This window comes from Enterobacter sp. UNJFSC 003, from assembly GCF_036903355.1.
Lineage (GTDB): Bacteria > Pseudomonadota > Gammaproteobacteria > Enterobacterales > Enterobacteriaceae > Enterobacter.
Map to the genome: position 1 here is coordinate 390,035 of NZ_JBAKHK010000002.1, position 21,997 is coordinate 412,031.

Annotated in this window: 24 protein-coding genes; 13 read left to right on the plus strand and 11 right to left on the minus strand. The window is 52.5% G+C overall.

What is annotated here, in order from left to right; translation table 11 throughout:
* Positions 1-17 precede the first annotated feature (17 nt).
* Entirely contained in the window at positions 18-902 is an 885-nt protein-coding gene (locus V5P19_RS07955; protein WP_334401892.1) for a D-hexose-6-phosphate mutarotase, read from the plus strand.
* 58 nt (positions 903-960) lie between these two features.
* Here V5P19_RS07955 and V5P19_RS07960 read toward each other — a convergent pair whose 3' ends face one another.
* Together V5P19_RS07960 and V5P19_RS07965 are read right to left on the minus strand one after the other, a co-directional pair.
* Positions 961-1,815, minus strand: a complete 855-nt coding sequence (locus V5P19_RS07960; protein ID WP_334401894.1) for an aldo/keto reductase — start codon at positions 1,813-1,815, stop codon at positions 961-963.
* A 90-nt stretch (positions 1,816-1,905) separates the two neighbouring features.
* The gene (locus V5P19_RS07965; RefSeq protein WP_334401896.1) at positions 1,906-2,652 is read right to left on the minus strand and encodes a MipA/OmpV family protein; all 747 of its coding nucleotides are present in this window, start codon (positions 2,650-2,652) and stop codon (positions 1,906-1,908) included.
* A gap of 432 nt (positions 2,653-3,084) precedes the next feature.
* Between V5P19_RS07965 and yeaG the strand changes: the two genes are divergently transcribed.
* From yeaG to V5P19_RS07980, 3 genes are all read left to right on the plus strand, one after another.
* Entirely contained in the window at positions 3,085-5,019 is a 1,935-nt protein-coding gene (gene yeaG, locus V5P19_RS07970) for a protein kinase YeaG (protein WP_334401898.1), read from the plus strand.
* Between the two features lie 95 nt (positions 5,020-5,114).
* Positions 5,115-6,398 (plus strand): YeaH/YhbH family protein, encoded by a 1,284-nt coding sequence (locus V5P19_RS07975; RefSeq protein ID WP_334401900.1) that lies wholly within the window; start codon positions 5,115-5,117, stop codon positions 6,396-6,398.
* A gap of 114 nt (positions 6,399-6,512) precedes the next feature.
* A complete protein-coding gene (locus tag V5P19_RS07980; RefSeq protein WP_334401902.1) occupies positions 6,513-7,013 on the plus strand; it encodes a YbaK/prolyl-tRNA synthetase associated domain-containing protein in 501 nt (166 codons plus the stop codon).
* Positions 7,014-7,034: 21 nt separating this feature from the next.
* Here V5P19_RS07980 and yoaI read toward each other — a convergent pair whose 3' ends face one another.
* Complete coding sequence (gene yoaI, locus V5P19_RS07985; RefSeq protein ID WP_334401904.1) at positions 7,035-7,139, minus strand: small membrane protein YoaI; 105 nt, start codon at positions 7,137-7,139, stop codon at positions 7,035-7,037.
* Between the two features lie 286 nt (positions 7,140-7,425).
* Between yoaI and V5P19_RS07990 the strand changes: the two genes are divergently transcribed.
* The 3 genes from V5P19_RS07990 to V5P19_RS08000 all read left to right on the plus strand — a co-directional run bounded on the left by V5P19_RS07990 (position 7,426) and on the right by V5P19_RS08000 (position 11,362).
* On the plus strand, positions 7,426-8,757 hold the full coding sequence (locus V5P19_RS07990; RefSeq protein ID WP_334401905.1) for a glycoside-pentoside-hexuronide (GPH):cation symporter: 1,332 nt from the start codon (positions 7,426-7,428) through the stop codon (positions 8,755-8,757).
* Positions 8,758-8,772: 15 nt separating this feature from the next.
* On the plus strand, positions 8,773-10,833 hold the full coding sequence (locus V5P19_RS07995; RefSeq protein ID WP_334401906.1) for a TIM-barrel domain-containing protein: 2,061 nt from the start codon (positions 8,773-8,775) through the stop codon (positions 10,831-10,833).
* An 82-nt stretch (positions 10,834-10,915) separates the two neighbouring features.
* Entirely contained in the window at positions 10,916-11,362 is a 447-nt protein-coding gene (locus V5P19_RS08000; RefSeq protein WP_334401908.1) for a DUF441 domain-containing protein, read from the plus strand.
* On the opposite strand, the gene V5P19_RS08005 is transcribed toward V5P19_RS08000, so the two are convergent.
* Positions 11,346-12,137, minus strand: coding sequence for a helix-turn-helix transcriptional regulator (locus V5P19_RS08005; RefSeq protein ID WP_334402724.1), 792 nt, complete (start codon positions 12,135-12,137; stop codon positions 11,346-11,348). The genes V5P19_RS08000 and V5P19_RS08005 overlap by 17 nt on opposite strands.
* Positions 12,138-12,236: 99 nt before the next feature.
* On the opposite strand from V5P19_RS08005, the gene V5P19_RS08010 reads away from it, so the two are divergent.
* Positions 12,237-13,424, plus strand: coding sequence for a CynX/NimT family MFS transporter (locus V5P19_RS08010; RefSeq protein ID WP_334401910.1), 1,188 nt, complete (start codon positions 12,237-12,239; stop codon positions 13,422-13,424).
* A 32-nt stretch (positions 13,425-13,456) separates the two neighbouring features.
* Here V5P19_RS08010 and V5P19_RS08015 read toward each other — a convergent pair whose 3' ends face one another.
* Positions 13,457-14,164 carry a CTP synthase gene (locus V5P19_RS08015; protein ID WP_334401912.1) on the minus strand — a complete coding sequence of 236 codons (708 nt, stop codon included), beginning with the start codon at positions 14,162-14,164 and terminating at the stop codon, positions 13,457-13,459.
* 102 nt (positions 14,165-14,266) lie between these two features.
* Between V5P19_RS08015 and V5P19_RS08020 the strand changes: the two genes are divergently transcribed.
* Positions 14,267-14,611 carry a DUF488 domain-containing protein gene (locus V5P19_RS08020; protein ID WP_334401913.1) on the plus strand — a complete coding sequence of 115 codons (345 nt, stop codon included), beginning with the start codon at positions 14,267-14,269 and terminating at the stop codon, positions 14,609-14,611.
* Here V5P19_RS08020 and V5P19_RS08025 read toward each other — a convergent pair whose 3' ends face one another.
* Entirely contained in the window at positions 14,612-14,917 is a 306-nt protein-coding gene (locus V5P19_RS08025; protein WP_334401915.1) for a hypothetical protein, read from the minus strand. It lies immediately after the preceding gene.
* An 80-nt stretch (positions 14,918-14,997) separates the two neighbouring features.
* Positions 14,998-15,252 (minus strand): DUF333 domain-containing protein, encoded by a 255-nt coding sequence (locus V5P19_RS08030; protein WP_334401917.1) that lies wholly within the window; start codon positions 15,250-15,252, stop codon positions 14,998-15,000.
* A 304-nt stretch (positions 15,253-15,556) separates the two neighbouring features.
* On the opposite strand from V5P19_RS08030, the gene V5P19_RS08035 reads away from it, so the two are divergent.
* Both V5P19_RS08035 and V5P19_RS08040 read left to right on the plus strand, forming a co-directional pair.
* Positions 15,557-16,576, plus strand: a complete 1,020-nt coding sequence (locus tag V5P19_RS08035; protein WP_334402726.1) for a diguanylate cyclase — start codon at positions 15,557-15,559, stop codon at positions 16,574-16,576.
* Positions 16,577-16,621: 45 nt separating this feature from the next.
* A complete protein-coding gene (locus tag V5P19_RS08040) occupies positions 16,622-16,720 on the plus strand; it encodes a YoaK family small membrane protein (protein ID WP_334401919.1) in 99 nt (32 codons plus the stop codon).
* A 128-nt stretch (positions 16,721-16,848) separates the two neighbouring features.
* Here V5P19_RS08040 and V5P19_RS08045 read toward each other — a convergent pair whose 3' ends face one another.
* Entirely contained in the window at positions 16,849-17,097 is a 249-nt protein-coding gene (locus V5P19_RS08045; protein WP_334401921.1) for a GlsB/YeaQ/YmgE family stress response membrane protein, read from the minus strand.
* Between the two features lie 366 nt (positions 17,098-17,463).
* Here V5P19_RS08045 and yncL point away from each other — a divergent pair, with 366 nt between their 5' ends.
* The gene (yncL, locus tag V5P19_RS08050; protein ID WP_334401923.1) at positions 17,464-17,556 is read left to right on the plus strand and encodes a stress response membrane protein YncL; all 93 of its coding nucleotides are present in this window, start codon (positions 17,464-17,466) and stop codon (positions 17,554-17,556) included.
* Positions 17,557-17,690: 134 nt separating this feature from the next.
* Complete coding sequence (locus tag V5P19_RS08055; RefSeq protein WP_334401925.1) at positions 17,691-19,190, plus strand: EAL domain-containing protein; 1,500 nt, start codon at positions 17,691-17,693, stop codon at positions 19,188-19,190.
* 31 nt (positions 19,191-19,221) lie between these two features.
* On the opposite strand, the gene V5P19_RS08060 is transcribed toward V5P19_RS08055, so the two are convergent.
* From V5P19_RS08060 to icd, 3 genes are all read right to left on the minus strand, one after another.
* On the minus strand, positions 19,222-19,467 hold the full coding sequence (locus tag V5P19_RS08060; RefSeq protein ID WP_334401927.1) for a YmjA family protein: 246 nt from the start codon (positions 19,465-19,467) through the stop codon (positions 19,222-19,224).
* 153 nt (positions 19,468-19,620) lie between these two features.
* Entirely contained in the window at positions 19,621-20,256 is a 636-nt protein-coding gene (locus V5P19_RS08065) for a LuxR C-terminal-related transcriptional regulator (RefSeq protein ID WP_334401930.1), read from the minus strand.
* A gap of 445 nt (positions 20,257-20,701) precedes the next feature.
* On the minus strand, positions 20,702-21,952 hold the full coding sequence (gene icd, locus V5P19_RS08070; RefSeq protein WP_063142859.1) for an NADP-dependent isocitrate dehydrogenase: 1,251 nt from the start codon (positions 21,950-21,952) through the stop codon (positions 20,702-20,704).
* Positions 21,953-21,997 lie beyond the last annotated feature (45 nt).

Here is a 21,997-nt window from a genome sequence, read left to right on the forward strand (position 1 = left end):
AGACAGAGGATTGCTTAATGATAAATAAAATTTTTGCACTTCCGGTAGTCGAACAACTTACCCCTGTGCTCTCCCGCCGTCAGATTGACGGCGCTGATGTTATCGTCGTCGATCACCCGCGCGTTAAAGCCTCCGTGGCGTTAAACGGCGCCCACCTGCTCTCCTGGAAACCAGAAGGCGAACAAGAAGGCCTGTGGCTGAGCGATGCGACCTCTTTCAAAAAAGGGGCGGCGATCCGTGGCGGCGTACCGATCTGCTGGCCATGGTTTGGCCCAGCAGCGCAGCAGGGTCTGCCTGCGCACGGTTTTGCCCGTAACCAGCAGTGGACGCTGAAAGCGCATAACGAAGATGACACGGGTGCGGTATTGACCTTTGAGCTACAGGCAAATGATGAAACTCGCGCCCTGTGGCCACACGATTTCACCCTCTACGCCCGCTTTAAGCTGTCTAAAACGTGTGAAATTGAGCTGGAAGCGCACGGTGAGGTTGAAACCACTTCCGCGCTGCATACCTATTTCAACGTGGGTGACATTAACGCGGTAAAAGTCAGCGGGCTTGGCGATACCTATATCGACAAAGTGGATAACGCCAAAGAAGGTAAACTGAGCGATGGCATTCAGACCTTCCCTGACCGCACCGACCGCGTGTATCTGCACCCTGAAGCCTGCAGCGTGATCCATGACAGCGCCCTGAATCGCGGAATCGACGTGGTTCACCACCATCACAGCAACGTTGTCGGCTGGAACCCTGGCCCGGCGCTTTCTGTGAGCATGGCGGACGTACCCGACGACGGATATAAAACCTTTGTTTGCGTTGAGACCGCCTGCGTGACGGAACCTCAGAAAGCCAGCGAAGAAAAACCGTCTCGCTTAGGGCAGACGATCAAGATTGTGAAACGCTAAAAGAGCGCCCTCACTCTGGCCCTCTCCCCACTGGGGAGAGGGGATAAACGGAGCTCACTTACACGACGTCTAATGGGGTTTTAGCTGTGGGGGCAGGGAAAGCGTTGTCCAGTATGCCTAATTCTTCGACGGTGAGCGCGATGTCTACAGCTCGTGCATTCGCCTTTACATGTTCGATGGTTGCGGCTTTCGGGATAGCGATGACGCCCTGATGGCTGATGACCCACGCCAGCAGGATTTGTGCAGCCGTGGCATTGTGATGATGGGCAATCTCATTCACGACAGGATGGTTCATGAGTCCGGTACGCAAACGTCCGGCCTGCGCCAGCGGGCAGTAGGCCATGACCGGCATGGCCTGTTGCTGACACCACGGCAGCAAATCGTATTCGATACCGCGCGACGCAAGATGGTAGAGCACCTGATTGGTCGCACAGGCAGAACCGCCCTCCTCGCGCCACAGCGCCTGCATGTCGTCGTAATCCAGATTTGATACGCCCCAGCGGCCAATTTTCCCCTGCTGCTGTAGGGACGCCATCAGCTCTACCGTTTCGCCAAAACTGACGTTACCTCGCCAGTGCAACAGATAGAGATCAATACGATCGGTTCCCAGACGGCGCAAGCTGGCCTCACAGGCGGCCTGACCTTTCTTAACGTCTGCGTTCCAGGGATAGACTTTGGAAACAAGAAAGACCTTGTCGCGCTGGCCTTTGATGGCCTCGCCAACCACCTCTTCCGCGCCGCCCTCCGCATACATTTCTGCCGTATCGATAAGCGTGAGTCCCAGATCGATGCCCGCACGCAGTGCAGCCGCCTCGATTTGGCGCTGACCCGCCTTTTCGCCCATGTACCAGGTGCCCTGCCCAATGGCAGGCAGCGGGTGGCTGCCTGAAAATGTCACGGTTTTAACGCTCATATCACCCTCCTGTTTTGTTGCACCAGCCTAAAGCAAACGGGGCGCAAGCGCCCCGTTGTGATGCATAGATTGCACTGTATTAATGCGCAATCAGAATTTGTAGGTCACACCCACGGAAAAGATGCCAGACCAGGACTTATCAACCATCGGGCTGTCTTTCACTTCATCGCTTAGACGGGTATAACGGCCGGAGCCGTATACGTTCCAGTCGCCGAGGACGTTATAGGTCGCGGTCAACTCCAGATACGGATCCCAACCATCATCAGCGCTGTAGCTTTTCAGACCACTGCGGCGAGACTCATTTTTGGAGACGCCATAATAGTAGTCGTTATAGTTTTCGCTGCTGTAATTAACACCAATACCCGGCGTCAGGGTCAACGCGCCGTTGGTGTAACGGTAGAGCCAAGCCAGGTCCCAGATAAAGCCGTTGCTGTTGTCCAGGGTGTCCGCTGCCAGCGCGGTACGCAGAAAACCATACTGCGTGTTATGCACATAAGATAGGCCGGCCATCAGCGAGCTGCGGCGCTTGTCGAGCTGACGTAGCGCGTTGCTGTCGCTATCGCCCGGCTTGAAGTGCGTCGGGTCGTAGTACGCCATAATGGAGAGTTTGTCGGCCGTATCGTTCCACAAGTAGTAGCCGCCGCCTAAGCCACGGAACCAGAAGTTATCGCCTTCATAGGTGACAACCGGAACGGGATAAACATCACGGTCATACTGTTTGTACGGGCTGTTAATCACACCAGCGCCCGCACCGACAGTCCACTGACTCGCCGCGTGTGCGGTGCTCACTGCGGTGGCGGCAAGTACGCCCAATGCCAGAAGTTTGAGTTTGGTCACAATCCATTCTTTCCTGTAGTCAAATAATCAGCGGATGAAGTGTAACCGCCATTCCTGAACATCCCAAAATTTTTTGCCTGCTAATGAGTATGATTAACCCATTATTTTTCACTTTTCAGATGACAGCCTGCTTTCAGTTATGTGACCACGGAATGATTCACCCATGTTGGGCTTATACCAGCAGTGGATATTTTTGGATGAGTTATTGATATGTCATTGAAATTGGATTTTCCTGGCATGCAAGTTTTGCAAATGCCATCTACGCTTTATTTTAAGAAGAGATTTTGCTGAACACCCTGCACTTCTTAGCGTCCGACCTGGCACACAGGTTGCTGCTCTGGCAGTGAGGTGCGAGAAATTCTCTTCCGGGAGCCTCCACTACTCATACGAACGGCTCTTATCCTGTGCTAAAAAACGAAAGGACGGCATGCCATGAATATATTCGATCACTATCGCCAGCGCTATGAAGCTGCCAAGGACGAAGAGTTCACACTGCAGGAGTTTCTTACCATTTGTCGGCAAGATCGCAGTGCCTATGCCAATGCGGCAGAACGGCTATTGATGGCTATTGGTGAGCCAAACATGGTTGATACTGCCCTGGAACCACGGCTTTCCCGTCTTTTTTCGAATCGGGTGGTCGCCCGATATCCGGCGTTTGAAGAGTTCTATGGCATGGAAGATGCCATTGAGCAGATTGTCTCCTACCTGAAACACGCAGCACAGGGTCTGGAAGAGAAAAAACAGATCCTCTATTTGCTCGGTCCTGTGGGTGGCGGTAAATCATCGCTCGCCGAACGTCTTAAAGCGCTGATGCAGCGCGTGCCTATCTATGTGCTGAGCGCTAACGGCGAACGCAGCCCGGTGAATGACCACCCGCTGTGTCTGTTTAATCCGCAGGAAGATGCGCAAATCCTGGATAAAGAGTTTGGCATCCCACACCGTTACCTCGGCACCATCATGTCTCCGTGGGCTGCAAAACGTCTGCATGAGTTTGGTGGGGATATCACTAAATTCCGCGTCGTCAAAGTGTGGCCGTCCATTCTGGAACAAATCGCCATCGCCAAAACCGAACCGGGCGATGAGAATAACCAGGATATTTCAGCTCTGGTGGGTAAAGTCGATATCCGTAAGCTGGAACACCACGCGCAAAACGATCCGGATGCCTATGGCTATTCTGGCGCGCTGTGCCGTTCCAACCAGGGGATTATGGAATTCGTGGAGATGTTTAAAGCCCCCATCAAAGTGCTGCATCCGCTGCTGACCGCAACCCAGGAAGGTAACTACAACGGGACGGAGGGGATTTCCGCCCTGCCGTTTAACGGGATTATTCTCGCTCACTCGAACGAATCAGAATGGGTGACGTTCCGTAATAACAAAAACAATGAGGCGTTCCTTGACCGCGTGTACATCGTCAAAGTGCCTTATTGCCTGCGGATATCCGAAGAGATCAAGATTTACGAAAAATTGCTTAATCACAGTGAGCTGGTGCATGCCCCTTGCGCCCCCGGCACGCTGGAAACGCTGTCGCGCTTCTCCATCCTGTCGCGCCTGAAAGAACCGGAAAACTCCAGCATCTATTCGAAAATGCGCGTCTATGACGGTGAAAGCCTGAAGGATACCGATCCGAAAGCGAAGTCTTATCAGGAATACCGGGACTACGCCGGCGTCGACGAGGGGATGAACGGCCTCTCAACCCGTTTTGCCTTTAAGATCCTCTCCCGCGTGTTTAACTTCGACCATGCTGAAGTTGCGGCAAACCCTGTACATCTGTTCTACGTCCTGGAGCAGCAGATTGAGCGTGAACAGTTCCCACAAGAGCAGGCCGAACGCTACCTTGAGTTCCTCAAAGGCTATCTGATCCCGAAATATGCCGAGTTCATTGGCAAAGAGATCCAGACAGCCTATCTGGAATCCTATTCAGAATACGGGCAGAACATCTTTGACCGCTACGTCACCTATGCTGACTTCTGGATCCAGGATCAGGAGTACCGCGACCCGGATACCGGCCAGCTGTTTGACCGCGAATCCCTGAACGCGGAGCTTGAAAAAATTGAGAAGCCTGCCGGGATCAGTAATCCGAAGGACTTCCGTAATGAGATTGTGAACTTCGTCCTGCGCGCCAGAGCGCATAACAACGGGCGTAACCCGAACTGGACCAGCTACGAAAAATTGCGCACGGTCATTGAGAAGAAAATGTTCTCCAATACCGAAGAGCTGCTGCCGGTGATTTCGTTTAACGCCAAAACCTCAACCGACGAGCAGAAAAAGCACGACGATTTTGTCGACCGTATGATGGAGAAAGGCTATACCCGCAAGCAGGTCCGCCTGCTTTGCGAGTGGTACCTGCGCGTGCGTAAATCGTCTTAACCCAAGTGCCCGGTAGCGCCAGCGCTTACCGGGCCTACAAAAAATGTCCGGTATTTCAGGACGCTGCAAGTTGGCAAATGCAGTACGGGGGATATATGACCTGGTTTATTGACCGGCGTCTAAACGGCAAAAACAAGAGCACGGTGAATCGCCAGCGCTTCTTGCGCCGTTATAAAGCGCAAATTAAACAGTCGATCTCCGAGGCCATCAACAAACGCTCGGTGACCGACGTCGACAGCGGCGAGTCTGTCTCCATCCCTACCGATGACATCAGCGAACCGATGTTTCATCAGGGCCGTGGCGGATTGCGCCATCGCGTACATCCAGGTAATGACCACTTCGTTCAAAACGACAGAATCGAGCGGCCACAAGGGGGTGGCGGCGGTTCAGGAAGCGGCCAAGGCCAGGCCAGCCAGGACGGAGAAGGACAGGATGAATTCGTCTTCCAGATTTCAAAAGACGAATATCTCGACCTGCTGTTTGAGGATCTGGCCTTGCCCAATCTGAAAAAGAATCAGCATCGTCAGCTTAACGAATACAAAACCCATCGCGCAGGCTATACCGCAAACGGCGTACCTGCCAACATCAGCGTGGTGCGTTCTCTGCAGAACTCGCTTGCGCGACGCACGGCCATGACGGCAGGGAAACGGCGCGAATTGCGCGAACTGGAAAGCACGCTGAAAGTTGTGGAAAACACCGAACCGGCGCAGCTGCTGGAAGAGGAGCGTCTGCGTAAGGAGATTGCTGAGTTACGGGCGAAGATTGACCGGGTACCGTTTATCGACACCTTTGATTTACGGTACAAGAACTACGAAAAACGTCCTGAGCCTTCCAGCCAGGCGGTCATGTTCTGCCTGATGGACGTCTCAGGCTCCATGGATCAGGCCACCAAGGATATGGCGAAGCGGTTTTATATTCTGCTCTATCTGTTCCTGAGCAGAACCTATAAGAACGTGGACGTAGTCTATATTCGTCACCATACGCAGGCTAAGGAGGTGGATGAGCATGAGTTCTTCTACTCGCAGGAGACCGGCGGTACCATCGTGTCGAGCGCCCTGAAGCTAATGGATGAAGTCGTGAAAGAACGCTATGACCCGGCACAGTGGAATATTTATGCCGCACAGGCGTCCGACGGCGATAACTGGGCGGACGACTCGCCGCTGTGTCACGACATTCTGGCGAAGAAAATTCTGCCGGTGGTGCGTTACTACAGCTATATCGAGATTACGCGTCGTGCTCACCAGACGCTGTGGCGCGAGTATGAGCATCTGCAATCCATGTTCGATAATTTTGCGATGCAACATATCCGCGATCAGGATGATATCTATCCGGTGTTCAGAGAACTTTTCCACAAGCAATCTGCAACCAACAACGCATAAACCAACAGCCAGCACATTCGCTGGCTGTTTCCTTTGCGTTCTGCCCCGCCATCGGTGAAAAAATCTGTGCTACTGTACAATGCTGCGTATTGGCATATTTCAGGAAAAATCGCGATGTCTGATGATGTTATGGGGACAGCAACCCACCAGCAGCTTATTACGCTATTGACCGAGAGGCGCGCCCACTTTCGGGTTGTCGAACACGAGGCCGTTGGCAAATGTGAGGCGGTGAGTGAAATTCGCGGTACCGCTCTGGGGCAAGGCGCCAAGGCGCTGGTCTGTAAAGTGAAGGGTAACGGCGTTAAGAAACACGTTCTGGCCATCCTGGCGGCGGATCAGCAGGCCGATTTAAGCCAGCTTGCCAGCCATTTTGGAGGAACAAAAGCCTCTCTCGCAAGTCCGGCTGAAGTCGATACTCTCACCGCCTGCGTTTTTGGCGCTATCCCGCCTTTTAGCTTCCATCCCGATCTGACGCTGGTTGCCGATCCGCTGCTGTTTGAGCGTTTCAACGAAATCGCGTTTAACGCCGGCCTGCTGGAAAAGTCCGTCATTATGGACACCCAGGACTACCTGCGCATTGCTCGACCTGAGCTGGTGACGTTCCGTAAAGCGTAGGATTCATGGCTGGCGTGATTGTCAGCCCTTTCTTTCGAGAATAAGAACCGACGCAACCAAAATAATTGCAATGGTAAAAAACGATGTAGAGATAATCAGCGTCTCGACAAACATGTGATCGTTCATGATATAGCCTCATTCGTCTCGTATCCCCTTTTTACCCCGATATAATGACAATTAAATGACAGCGCCAGGTCTGTTGGATGAATATTTTCACAGCTGAAACGATTCCTGAAAAATAAACGTAACGCTGCAAAAAGGCGTACATTCACACCAAAATGTTACCGGTATCACGAAAAAGAGTTTCCATAACCCCATTGCCAAATCTCGCAATTGTTAACCTTCCACGCGTGGTTAAACATGCTTATCACAACATCTCATAAATAAACCTTACACGGGCCAGGTGATTAGCATGACCGATAAGATTACCCGCAAAGAAAAAATCAGTTATGGTTTAGGTGATATGGCCAGCCATATTGGGTTGGATAACGTTATTATTTTTCTGACCTTTTATTACACCGATGTCGTGGGATTACCGGCAGCATTTGTAGGAACCATGTTTCTGCTGGCCCGTACGGCAGATGCGATAATTGACCCCGCGATGGGTTATATTGCCGATCGTACCCGCACTCGCTGGGGGAAATTCCGTCCATGGATGCTGTGGCTAGCGCTGCCGTTTGGAGCAAGTTGCCTTCTCACCTACGCCGTACCTGAATCGCTGGATCTGCACGGTAAAATGATTTTTGCCACCATCAGCTATACCGTGATGATGCTAATGTACACCGCGATTAATATTCCGTATTGCTCAATGGGCGCGGTAATTACCCCTGACAACAACGCGCGTATTTCACTCCAGTCATACCGCTTTTTCCTGGCCACATTAGGAGGAGCGCTCTCAACATTCTTTATGATGCCATTAGCAGAGTTTTTAGGCGGTGACGATAAATTGCTGGGGTACCGCTGGGCGATGGCGATTATGGCTTCCGTTGCCGTAATAATGTTCTGGATTTGCTTTGCCAATACTCGTGAGCGTATTAACGCGCCGGCCACCCATAATAATTACCTGGCGGAATTACGTGATCTATTGCGTAACGACCAGTGGCGCGTCGTCTCTGTGCTGGTATTAACCAATATCGGCTTCGGCGTTATTCGCCTCGGTGCCATGATGTATTTCGTCACGTATTATCTTGGCAGCGCCAGCTATTTTATGTGGATGTTGGGTGCGCATATCCTGGGCAAAGCCGCAGGCAGCGCGCTGGCGAAACGCCTGACGCACAACTACAGCAAAGTGCAGATGTTTGGCTACTGCTCCGTGCTGGCGGGGGTGCTCAGTATCGCCCTGTTCTTTGCGCCAAAGCTGGTGCTGGTTTTGGTGCCACTCACTTTCATCGTCTCCACGCTTTACCAGGCCACCACCACGCTCATGTGGGTAATGATGGCCGACGTTGCCGACTACGGGGAGTACACCCAAGGCAAACGCATGGATGGCGTGATCTTCTCCACCTTCCTTGCAGTGCTCAAGCTGGGAATGGCAATCAGCGGTGCCATTGTTGGCTGGACTCTGGGCTTTAGCGGCTATGTGCCGAATGCCGCGGAACAGACCACGACGGCCATGTACTGCATTATCGCTCTCTTCACTGTCGTCCCGGGCGTCCTGTCGCTCTGCGCTTTCGCCACGCTGCGCTGGTACAAACTCGACGACAGCACAATGAAATCTATCCAACTCGCCAAACACACTGTTTAAAAGGACGCGCGATCCATGAGTGAATTGATTCAACATACCAACAGTATTGAGTGGCGTTTTGAACGTCAGATCCTGCGCATTGAGCCTTGGGGAGAAAACAGCCTGCGCGTCCGCGCAACCTGCTCCCCGGATTTCAGCGACGCGACGCATGCGCTGTTACCGGCAGAGAGCGGTCAAGCAAAAATAACCTCCGAAGCTGAAAGCCTGACGCTACGCAACGGGAATATCACCGCCACGCTGAACCTGAAAGGCCAGTTGGCCTTCTACAATCAGCGCGGCGAACTGCTGCTGGAAGAGATGTGGCGACAGCGCTCAACCGTTGGCATCGGCGCCAGCGAAAAGAGCCAGGACAAGTATGTCAGCGCCCTGAAGCTGGACGGTCGCGAATTTAAACCGCTGGCAGGTGGAAAATATCAGCTCACGGTACGTTTTGAAGCCCGGCCTGAGGAACGCATTTATGGCATGGGCCAATACCAACAGCCCTGGCTAGATTTGAAAGGCTGTACGCTGGAGCTGGCCCAGCGCAACTCCCAGGCCAGCGTGCCGTTTATGCAGTCCAGCCTGGGTTACGGCCTGCTGTGGAATAACCCGGCGATTGGTGAAGCCAGCTTTGCCAAAAATCAGACCGAATGGCGCGCTCGCGTAACGGGTGAGATGGATTACTGGATAACGGCAGCCGACAGCGTGGCCGATCTTACCCGCCAGTATGTTAAAGCCACCGGTACTCCACCGCAGGCACCTGACTTTATCAGCGGGCTTTGGCAGTGCAAACTGCGCTATCGAACCCAGCAGGAAGTCCTGGACGTCGCGCACGAATACCGCCGCCGCAACCTGCCGCTCTCGGTGATGGTCATTGACTTCTTCCACTGGCCGAACCAGGGTACCTGGTGCTTTGATCCGGTCGACTGGCCCGATCCGAAAGCCATGGTCGACGAACTGCGCGAGTTGGGCATTGCGCTGATGGTTTCCGTCTGGCCAACGGTTGAAGCGCGAAGCCCGCTCTACCCAGTGATGAAGGCCAAAGGCTGGTTGGTGAGCAGCGAACGCGGCGTGCAGGTGAACCTCGATTTTATGGGCAATACCACCTTCTTTGATGCCACTCATCCTCAGGCCCGACAGTTTGTCTGGGATACGGTGAAGAAAAACTATTACGACCTGGGCATAAAGCTGTTCTGGCTGGACGAGGCTGAGCCGGAATACCGCGCCTATGACTTCGACAACTACCGTTACTATGCTGGGCCGGTGCTGGAAGTCGGTAACCGTTACCCGCGTGATTTTGCGCAAGGATTTTATGATGGGCTACAGGCCAACGGTGAAACGGACATCGTTAACCTGGTGCGCTGTGCCTGGGCGGGTAGCCAGCGCTACGGCGTACTGGCCTGGTCTGGAGATGTTCACTCCTCGTTTCACGCGTTTCGCAATCAGCTGGCTGCTGGGCTTAATATGGGGCTGGCAGGGATCCCGTGGTGGACCACCGATATCGGCGGGTTCCAGGGAGGTAACGTTAACGACCCGGCGTTTCATGAACTGCTGATCCGCTGGTTCCAGTGGGCCGTGTTTACACCCGTCCTGCGCATGCACGGCTATCGTGAACCGCAGATCCAGCCGCCGGAGCGCTACCGCGATGGCATTCCTCAGTGTAACAGCGGTTCGCCAAATGAGCTTTGGAGCTATGGGGAAGCGAACTTTGCCATTATGCGGCACTGGCTCTCCGTGCGCGAAACGCTGCGCCCGTATATTGATGCCCTGTATGAGAACGCCCACCGGCATGGCGACCCGCTTATGCGCCCGCTGTTCTGGCACTATCCGCAGGAACCCCAAAGCTGGGAGACAGAAGATCAGTATCTGTTTGGTGAAGACCTGCTCATCGCGCCGGTGATGCATGCCGGCCAGCGTGAACGTCAGGTCTGGCTCCCGGCCGGAAACCGCTGGGTCGACTTAAACGGTGAATGCTATACCGGCGGTGAGCGTATTACCGTGCAGGCAGCGCTGGATTCCATCCCGGTATTTATCCGGGAAGGCAGCACGCTGGTACAAGAACTGGTGAGCCTTTCTCAGGCAAGCGCCCAAAAATAGAGGATTTTTTTATAAAAGCCTGTTTGCTCTCGTATTTACGCGTAAAGTAAGCAGGCTTACTTTTTTTTGGCCAGGACTCCTCATGCTTGACCCTACTCTTCTCATACTGCTTGCACTCGCCGCACTCGGCTTTATCAGTCATAACACCACGGTCGCCATCTCTATTCTGGTGCTGATCATTGTGCGCGTGACGCCGTTAAACACCTTTTTCCCGTGGATTGAAAAACAGGGCCTTACCATCGGGATTATCATTCTGACCATTGGGGTCATGGCCCCCATTGCCAGCGGCACGCTTCCCGCCTCGACGCTGCTGCACTCGTTCGTAAACTGGAAGTCCCTGGTCGCTATCGCGGTGGGTATTTTTGTGTCGTGGCTTGGCGGGCGCGGCGTGACGCTGATGAGCAGCCAGCCGTCGCTGGTGGCAGGTTTGCTGGTCGGGACCGTGCTGGGCGTGGCGCTGTTCAAGGGCGTGCCGGTTGGGCCGTTGATTGCCGCCGGGCTAGTCTCGCTGTTTATTGGGAAGTCGTAGTCAGGCTGGCGATATAGCGCGCAGGCGTTTGCCCCAACCCTTTTTTAAACATGGTAATAAACGCGGTGGTAGAGTCATAGCCCAGTGACTGTGCCGCCTGCTGCACCGACTTCCCGCCAATCAATAGCTGTAACGCGACGATCAGCTGCAGCTGGTGGCGCCACCGCCGGAAGCTCAGCCCCGTCTCTTTCACCACCAGCCGCGCCAGGTTTCGCTCGCTCATCGCAAAGTGGCTCGCCCATTGCGCCAGGGTTTGCCAGGCTGCAGGCTCTTCCGCCATCTTCTCGCTCATCAGTCGGATTTTAGGATGAGCGGAGACGGGAAGCTGCAAATGCTCCTGAGGCTGCTGCGGCAGTTCATCAAATAGAACATCCACAAGACGCGACGTGGCGCTTAGCGCCAGCTGTTCAGGCACTTTACTCGCCAGGGACAGGATCAGTTCACGTACCAGCGGGGATATTTTCAGTGTACAGCAGTGTTCGGGTAGCCTGACGGCTCCGGGCTCAACAAACAGAAAGCAGAGCTGAGCGCCGGGCGTGGCCTTATTGCTGTGCGGCATCTGCCTAGGGATCCACACCGCGTACTGCGGCGGTACCATCAGCATGGCATTTTCCACTTCGCAGGTAATTGCACCGCCCAGCGCCAGGATCAGCTGGCCCTTACGGTGCTGATGCTGCGGAATATGCTGTTCTTGCTCGACCACGCGGATGCGAAACGCGACCGCCGGGTCGCGCTGGCTATCCGGATCGTAACCTTCCAGTCCCAGACCGATCATCATTTTGTCCGATATTAGCGATAAACTGTCATTTTAGCCTGATTTCAACCACCGAGAAAATCGGTATTGTGTGCACTCGCTTGAACGTATGAGAATATAATGACTACCGCTATTAGAACTTCAGGGAAACAGGGTGCGCTGCTGATTGCGGGCATCCTGATGATTGCTACAACCCTTCGCGTCACGTTTACCGGGGTAGCTCCGCTGCTCGACACCATTCGTCACGATTATGGACTAAGCACCGCGCAAACCGGCATGCTGACGACCCTGCCTTTGCTAGCCTTTGCGCTCATCTCGCCGCTCGCAGCAGGCGTGGCCCGACGCATCGGCATGGAGCGCAGCCTGTTTATCGCACTGCTGCTGATATGTGCCGGGATTGCCCTGCGTTCCCTGCCTTCCGCCACTCTGCTGTTCACCGGTACGGCGACGATCGGCTGCGGTATCGCGCTGGGCAACGTGCTGTTGCCTGGGTTAATCAAACGGGATTTTCCTGGCCAGGTTGCCAAACTTACCGGGGCATATTCTCTGACGATGGGCGCCTCCGCCGCGCTAGGCTCTGCGCTGATTGTCCCGCTGGCGCTGGGCGACGCGGGCTGGCACGGCGCACTGTTAATGCTGATGATCTTCCCGCTGGCGGCACTGCTGCTATGGCTGCCGCAGTGGCGTCAGACGCCGGTCGCCACGGTGACGGGCGCTGGTGCGTTACATAATCGAGCCATCTGGCGTTCAGCCCTCGCCTGGCAGGTCACCCTTTTTCTGGGTATCAACTCGCTGATTTACTACGTGATCATCGGCTGGCTTCCCGCTATATTGCTGAGCCACGGCTACAGCGAAACCCAAGCTGGCTCCATGCACGGACTGTTACAGTTGGCCACCGCCGTGCCGGGCCTCGCCGTTCCGCTGATCCTGCATCGACTGAAAGATCAGAGAGGGGTCGCGGGCGTTGTGGCGTTGATGTGCGCGGTGAGTGCAGCAGGATTCTGGTTTGCGCCTGATATGGCGGTGGTGTGGACGCTGGTGTTTGGCTTTGGCTCTGGAGCCACCATGATCCTCGGGCTGACGTTTATCGGGCTGCGCGCCAGTTCCGCACACCAGGCAGCGGCCTTGTCCGGTATGGCGCAGTCGATTGGTTATCTGCTGGCTGCCTGTGGGCCACCGCTGATGGGAAAAATTCACGATACCGCCGGAGACTGGCGGATCCCACTGATGGCCTGTGCGCTCGCGTCTGTCGTCATGGCCCTCTGCGGAATGCTTGCGGGACGTGACCGGGAGATCACACCCCGCTGAAGATACCGGCAGACCCGATGGTCTGCCTTTGCTTACCCGCGTGCCGCGCGCAGCATTGCCTGCGCCAGCACCACCGGACGGCCGTCCAGCGCTGCACGCTCGTGCTGGAATAACGTGATCACAAAGAAAGGATGGGTAACCAACTCTGCCGCGCGGATTTCCCCCTGGTCGTCCCAGCCTGTAACGCGCATATCACCCGTTTCAAGCGCCTGCGCAAATGCCGGCGACACGCCATAGTTGCAATGATATCCCTCTTCAATTTCAGGCCTGCCGTAGGCTTTGGCAATGAGCGTATTGTTACGCAGCTCAATCGCATCCGTTTTTTCTACCAGCGAGCAGGCCAACGGTGCAATCACCATCGTGCCCTCGGTATCCGTTTCGGCGTGAGCCGCATCGCTCCAGCCCAGCACATTACGCGCATACTCAATCAACGCGTGCTGGAACCCGCCGCAGGTGCCGAGAAATGGAATGCTATTTTCACGCGCGTACCGTGCGGCAATAAAAGCCGCCTCCGTGTTTTTATAGGGACTGGCAGGAACCAGCCAGATGGCGTCGTAACCCACCAGATCTTCAGGACTGGTCAGTTCGGTCGTGGCAAGCCAGTCGTAATCAGCCGTGAGTTCCAGGACTGCAGCGGAGTCGTCAATGGCCAGCGGGATCGCTTGGTGCGCAGTAACATCGGGATTGTAATCGCCAACGAGCGCAATGCGCAGTGTCGTTTTAACCGGGAGGTGTTCCATGAAGGGGGCCCTTATGCCAGAGTATTATCAGATAACATAAGGAACCTCAGACTACCGATCTTTTGCAATTATCACAATACCTTAAATTAGTTGGAATAAAAGATGATTCAGTGCAAACGCGTATACGAACAAGCAAGCCCGGCGGATGGTTATCGGGTTCTGGTGGACAGGCTCTGGCCGCGGGGAGTGAAAAAAACAGCTCTTGATCATGATGAATGGTGTAAAACGCTCGCGCCTTCTAACGAACTGCGTAAAGCCTTTCACAGCGAAGCTATCGATTTCGAGCACTTCAGCGAGATGTATCGGGGCGAGCTGGCACAGTATCAGGAGGAAGGGCTGCGTCTTGCGGCACGGGCTAAAAAGCAGCCCCTAACGCTCCTCTACGGCGCGAAGAACACGCAGCAGAATCACGCTCTGGTATTAGCGGACTGGCTGCGTCATCTGTAATCAGTTGAGCATCAGCTCGTCGAGGGTTTGCGAGGCCTGGTCAGGAGAAAGCGGCATTAGATGTTCCGGTCGGATAAACGCAAAACCGTGCTGATTATCAAAAGCGTATACATCGCCCGTCACCAGCCAAAGCGCGCGATCGGCTGTTGCGGGCAGCTGCGTCATGACGCCATTTACCGGATTAACAAAACGCTGGCCCGGCTGGCAAAGACCAAATAACTCAACGGATTTACCAATATTGCGGCGGCCTGACGCCGTGCGGGCACCGATGATAATGGCCAGGCTGCCCGGTTTAAGTTGGTACATACTTCTCTCGCACTAAAAACTGCCAGAAACTGGCTAAGAATAATCCTAAAGAGAAGTGTATCGCAGTCGATGTCCCGTTGTCACCTGGCAGGTTGAGGATGATCGCGACGGTAGAGCGCCCATTCATCAATCACTTCACCACCGGGTAGCTTGCACTCCGTGCGAACCCCCTGAGGGCTTTGAATGGGTATCTGCTCTCCGCCTTTTTCCAGGCAGTATACGGAAGCCGGGTTTGCCATGCCGATAGCATGCGGCGGCTTTGGGGCATCGGGCGGCGTAGTTTTGGTGGCGCAGGCGGCAAGGGGTAACGTCAACGCAAGAAGCAGAAATCTCATCGTAGTAATCCTTTGGACATCTTCAAACCTTAAGGGTAACGGGTCAGCCCCGCTTTCTCCATGATTTCTCCATTTTAACTGCACTTTTCAACACTATAGTGTGCTCGTTCTTGATATGACCAGAGAACATCATTCCGTAATCAAGATGTCTTTGCCCCGGTCTCAACAACGGGGCTTTTTTCTTCCCCGCCCTCCCCATGAATATATTAAATTTTTTATATTCATGTTTTACTATGCCTGAAGTCGATAATTTCAGCATAGCATGCAGATGCAGACCTCTTCTGCATGGGAGTCAACGTACGTCATGTCGGATATCATCCTCGCCCGTGTTTCAGAAACGCTCTCCACTGAACAATCCCTCGAAAGCCTCGTTCGACAGCTGCTTGAGATGCTGGAGATTGTGACCGAAATGGAGTCAACCTATCTGACGAAAGTCGATATCAATGCGCGATTGCAGCATATCCTGTATGCCCGTAACAGCAAGCAGATGCACATCCCTGAGGGGCTTAGCGTTCCCTGGGGCGACACGCTGTGTAAGCGCGCGATTGATAGCGACACTTTTTTCAGTAACGAGGTGGCGGAACGATGGGCGGATTGCGATGCCGCTAAAGCGCTTGGCATCACGAGCTACGTGAGTATTCCTGTTCACCTTGCCGACGGCTCGCTCTACGGTACGCTGTGCGCAACCAGCACGGCAAAGAAGCAGCTTAGCGAGCGTGGGGAACAGGTTCTCAGATTGTTTGCCGGGCTCATTGGCCAGTATATTCAGAAAGAGTCGCTGGTGGCCCAACTGCGCCAGGCGAACGCCGCCCTCATCTCTCACTCTTACACCGATGCGTTGACAGGCTTACCTAACCGCAGGGCAATCTTTGAAGATCTCACCACGCTTTTCTCTCTTGCGCGTCATCTCAAACGCAACGCCATCATCGCCTTTATCGATCTTGACGATTTTAAACTTATAAACGACCGCTATGGGCATGAGATCGGCGATCGTTTTTTAATTGAAGTCGGCAAGCGTTTGACAGAGGAAAAAACCCAGGACGATATCATTGGCCGCTTAGGCGGTGATGAGTTCCTGGTTGCCAGCCTGAGCAAAAACGACGATAACGACGAGATTAACGTGCTTAAAACGCGTATCAGCGCCTGTATTGCGGGCGAATACTGGTTAGGTAATGTCCATATTATCTATCCGGGCGCAAGCCTGGGCGTTATCGAAATCGACCCTGCGAATATTGATGCTGACGCCGCATTACGCGCCGCAGATGTCGCGATGTATCAGGATAAAAAAGGAAAAATCAAAACGCGCTTTCTCACGCTGAATTAACCCCGTACACTCTACGGCATAATCTCAACCCAAACAGGTGATAGCATGAGAATAGGGATCATCTTTCCGGTCGTTATTTTTATAACGGCAGTGATATTTTTGACATGGTTTTTTGTCGGCGGTTACGCGGCTCCGGGAGCATAAATGAGAAAAACAACGCTTATTATGCTGATTGTTGCCGCAGTGGCTTTAGCGGGCACACAGTTTGGCTGGTGGTAACACCGCAAAGTAAAAAGGCCGCCATCAGGCAGCCTTTTCGATACGTATCAGATTTAGCTTTTGATTTTTCTGTAGATAAACAGAACAACCAACGCGCCGATCACGGCAACAGCAAAACTGCCAAAGTTGAAACCATCAACCTTACCAAACCCGAACAAAGTACTGATCCAGCCGCCGACGACCGCGCCGACAACACCCAGTACTACGGTGACGATAAACCCACCGCCATCTTTGCCCGGCATAATCCACTTCGCCAGGATCCCCGCAATAAGCCCAAAGATAATCCAGGATAAAATACCCATAACTTTCCTCTCTGTATGGTTTTTGTCATTAAATCAACGACACCGAAAAGGATAGCACAGGATTTCAGAAATGAAATTTGTGATGCAACTCACAGCGTCAACTGGACAAATTTTCACCAAAAAAGGCGTACACATAAAACGTGGGGTTGCATCTTTTATTGAGAAAGATTATCTTTCTCAATACTGAATAGTTGAGAGAATCACTCAGGTATTCAGTACGACATTGCTCACATTGCTTCCAGTATTTCTTGCCCACTTTACGTGGGCTTTTTTTTATTCCCGCCATCCCACCAAAATTCAGTGTTTTTTCAATTTGTGTTAAGCGTTATGCTTGGCACCCTCCCTCCTCAGCATGTCTTTGATAACATGAATGTATCAAGCAAGTTTGTGATTTGTCTGAATCTTGTTTCTGCCAGCACGCTCGTTATGCTGCTGTCAACGAGGTTTGACTGGTTCTGAGTACGCGAAGCTCGGCGTTCTGCCGGGCTTTTGCTTAAAGAATACCCCATACCCGAGCGTGATTATCAGTCTTGTCCCCCCTCCTGCCTGTGTTAAGATTCCTGAAATCAGGGATATGACAGGACAACAGGAAAATGAAAAAGATCATTGCCGTTGCACTCTTTTCAACGCTTCTGGTCATCCTGTCTCTCATTGCGGTCAATGCGGTTATCACCGCGCAGCAGAAAAACAAGCAGCTTGAAATATCCCAAACGCTTTTGCGCTACTCCGAGGCGTTATCTCAAAGCGTGGCGCTTGGGCTGAAAAGTATTCCTTTTCAAGGGTGTGACAAACGCAGCCTGGATAATTACCGGAAAAGTAAGCTCGACAGCGTTTATTTTGCTGATATTGGGTATATCGAAAATGGGAAAGTCACGTGTACGGCATTCTGGGGGAAATTATCCGTTCCCGTTGCGCTTCCACCTGAACAGCACCAAACAGACAATGGATTTACCCTGGTGCAATTCTCTCAGAAGGATTTTTTCACGGGCAATGCGGCCATCTATAATAACGTGATTATTTTTACTTCACGGTATGCCTATGACAAATTCACGCCGGTTACGGCCAGCTATTCGCTCACCTCGACCACAAAAGATTTCGGCAGAACCTTCTTCTCCGTGTCACCAGAGAGAGAACAACGCAGCTGGTTACAGTCCTCTCTATTCACCCTGAGCGTCACGCAGTGCAGCGATAAATGGGATATATGCGTGGAGGTTAAACATCACGATGCCGGTCTGGCATCACTGTCTGCCGTCATGTTTGTACTGCTTTCTGCTTTTCTCTTTTTTATCTGGATCGCCCTGTCGCTTTTTTCACTACGACTCTATGAAGATCGTTCTTCACTGGAAAGGAGGCTGGTGCGAGCGGTAAAAAATAATACTATTAGCGTAAACTATCAGCCTATTATTCGTGTCCGTGATAAACATATCGTCGGCGTTGAAGTGCTGTCGAGATGGCGTGATAACAATCACATGAATGTTTCACCTGAGCTTTTCATTCCGTTGATTAAAAAGATTGGGCTTTATAAAACGTATTACCACAATATGATAAAAAAATCCCTCGCTGAAATCGGCCCGCTTGCTATTAAATATCAGTTGCTTATTTCACTAAACGTGGGCAGAACGGAGATCGAAGACGGGGATTTTATTACTATTTTGCGCCGCAATTGTTTACTGAATAACCTTCCGCTATCGCTAATAAAAATCGAGCTTTCAGAAGGTGCGGTCTCCAATGCAGGTGTTCTGGAAGAGTTCTGTGAAGAACTGAAATGTGCAGGTGCCAAAATATCTATCGATGACTTTGGCGTACAACATTCCAACCTGGCCAGGCTATCACACCTGCAATACGATGAGATTAAAATAGACAAGTCGCTGGTTGATGGCATCAGCGAAGCTTACAAGCAGGACATCTTCGTTATCTTCAGCGATGCCCTTTCCAGACTGCACAAAACCCTCGTATTCGAGGGCGTTGAAAGTGAAATACAATTCAATTTTATTGCCGAGCGCTACCCTGAGGCACTGATTCAGGGCTGGTATTTCTCTAAATCGCTCGCCTTGAGCGAGCTGGAAAAAATGCTCGCCACCTCAGCGCACTGAGTCTAACGCCGACGCGTTGACGTCACCGACGTTACTCATTACCCCATTGATTGAGGAAGTTCGCAACATCATCAATCCGGCGAGCGTTAATGCCTGCTTCTACCGCCATCTCTTTCTGATCTTCTTCGCTGATTTCTTCGTTGTTGCTTAGACGGGTGAGCAGCAGCTGAAAATAGCGTGCCAGCGCATCGCGCTCTGCGTCTGCCACTGGCTTAGCCGTTTCCGTCGAATATTCATCAACGATGTCATAAAATTTAAGCGGAGTGTCGTTATTCATGGTGAGTATCTCGTCTGACCTTACATAATTAAGCACTGAGTATAGAGAATGCCATAAAAACGGGCGCTACCTGCCCCGTTCATAGGCCATCTAACACGTAGATTACCTGTTCGCGAGAATCGCGTCACGTCAGGCACTCGACATCATAGACAATCAATAAGGTTTTCGGGGCGGACATCGCGATTTACCAATTTGTAAACTACCGGCTGCGTGTACCAAATCAGCTAAGGTCCGAACCTTCATTTTATCCATAACCCTACGTCGGTGGACCTTCACGGTAATTTCCGAAATGCCCAGTTCCGACGCGATTTGTTTATTCTGCAAGCCATTAATTGTCAGCTCAAAGATCTCTTTCTCACGCCGTGTCAATGCCTGGTAGTTTTGGCAAAGTTCGAAAAATTTTTGCTGCTCTAAAAAATCCTTTGTCGCGTCGCTCAGAACATCCTTTACAACGTTTAGCAGCTGATGGGGCTCTACCGGCTTGGTCAAAAAATCCCGAGCGCCTGCTTTCATCGCCCGCACGCACATGGGTATTGAGCCATTCTCAGTCAGGACAAGTATCGGTACAGTGCATCCACGTTCCTTCAGCGCATCAATCACATAAAATCCATCATTGCCTGGGATTGTTAATTCAAGAATCAAACATGAAGGGTGATCAACGATGGGGCTGGAGAGAAATGCCTCTGCGCTTTTGAAGTCGAAGGTCTCATAACCCGAGGCTATTAATAATTGGACTACAAACTGTCTGGATGCATCATCGGCATCGAGAACATAAACCACATTTTCCATATCAGTCTCTGCTAAGTTAGCCTGCCACGGCCAGACGAACAGTAGCGCTCATTCAAGATGGAGGGACTTTCAGTCACGTCAGGTATCTCACTATCGCAGGCTGAAAGGCTGACATTATACGATGATTGTTTGGTCCGCCACCGGAGCCTCGAACTCCGTACTACAACATCAAGGTTGCTGCTCTTCCCGATGAGCTAGTGGCGGTTTGGTGACCCTTTCCAGATGTGTCCCGTGGCCAGCCGATGATAAGTCTCACGCGCTAGCCGCTGAACTAACAGGGCGGATGACAATGATACATAAGTCAAACTAACCCTGCAAACCCAGGGGGTTTGACGACCGCCAGGTTCTGCGCTTAATGGTTTAGTCACCGAAAGAAACATTTTCAAATCAGAAAATAAAAACGGGAACCCTTGGGCTCCCGTTCTTTACTAACCCAGCAAGTGGATTACATGTTCGCGATAATCGCGTCGCCAAACTCTGAACATTTCAGCAGCTTAGCGCCTTCCATCAGACGTTCGAAGTCATAGGTGACGGTTTTCGCGTTAATCGCGCCTTCCATACCTTTGACGATCAGGTCTGCGGCTTCGAACCATTCCATATGACGCAGCATCATCTCTGCGGACAGGATGATTGAGCCTGGGTTCACTTTGTCCTGGCCCGCATATTTAGGCGCAGTACCGTGAGTGGCTTCGAACAGGGCACATTCGTCACCGATGTTCGCGCCCGGCGCAATACCGATACCGCCAACCTGTGCCGCCAGGGCATCAGAAATGTAGTCACCGTTCAGGTTCATACAGGCGATAACGTCGTATTCGGCTGGGCGCAGCAGGATCTGCTGCAGGAACGCATCGGCGATGACATCTTTAATGATGATCTCTTTGCCGGTGTTCGGGTTCTTGATTTTCTGCCATGGACCGCCGTCGATCAACTCACCGCCGAACTCTTCGGTCGCCAACTGGTAGCCCCAATCTTTGAATGCGCCTTCGGTGAACTTCATGATGTTGCCTTTGTGAACCAGGGTCACAGAGTCACGATCGTTGGTGATGGCGTATTCGATTGCTGCACGTACCAAACGCTTGGTGCCGTCTTCAGAACACGGCTTGATGCCGATGCCGCAATGCTCAGGGAAGCGAATTTTCTTCACGCCCATCTCTTCGCGCAGGAACTTAATCACTTTCTCTGCGTCAGCAGAGTCAGCTTTCCACTCGATACCTGCATAGATGTCTTCTGAGTTTTCACGGAAGATAACCATGTCGGTCAGTTCAGGATGCTTAACCGGGCTTGGGGTGCCCTGATAGTAACGCACTGGTCGCAGACACACGTACAGATCCAGCTCCTGACGCAGCGCAACGTTCAGAGAACGAATACCGCCGCCAACTGGCGTGGTCAGAGGGCCTTTAATAGCAACGCGATAATCGCGGATCAGGTCCAGCGTTTCTGCTGGCAGCCAAACGTCCTGGCCATAAACTTGAGTCGATTTTTCACCGGTGTAAATTTCCATCCAGGAAATTTTACGCTCGCCCTTGTAGGCTTTCTCAACAGCGGCATCAACCACTTTCAGCATTGCCGGGGTAACGTCTACGCCGATTCCATCACCTTCGATGAACGGAATAATCGGGTTGTGAGGAACGTTAATCTTGCCGTTTTGCAGGGTGATCTTTTTACCTTCCGCCGGAACAACTACTTTGCTTTCCATTAACCTCTCCTTCGAGCGCTTCTGGTTGTTACTGATCTTATGTTA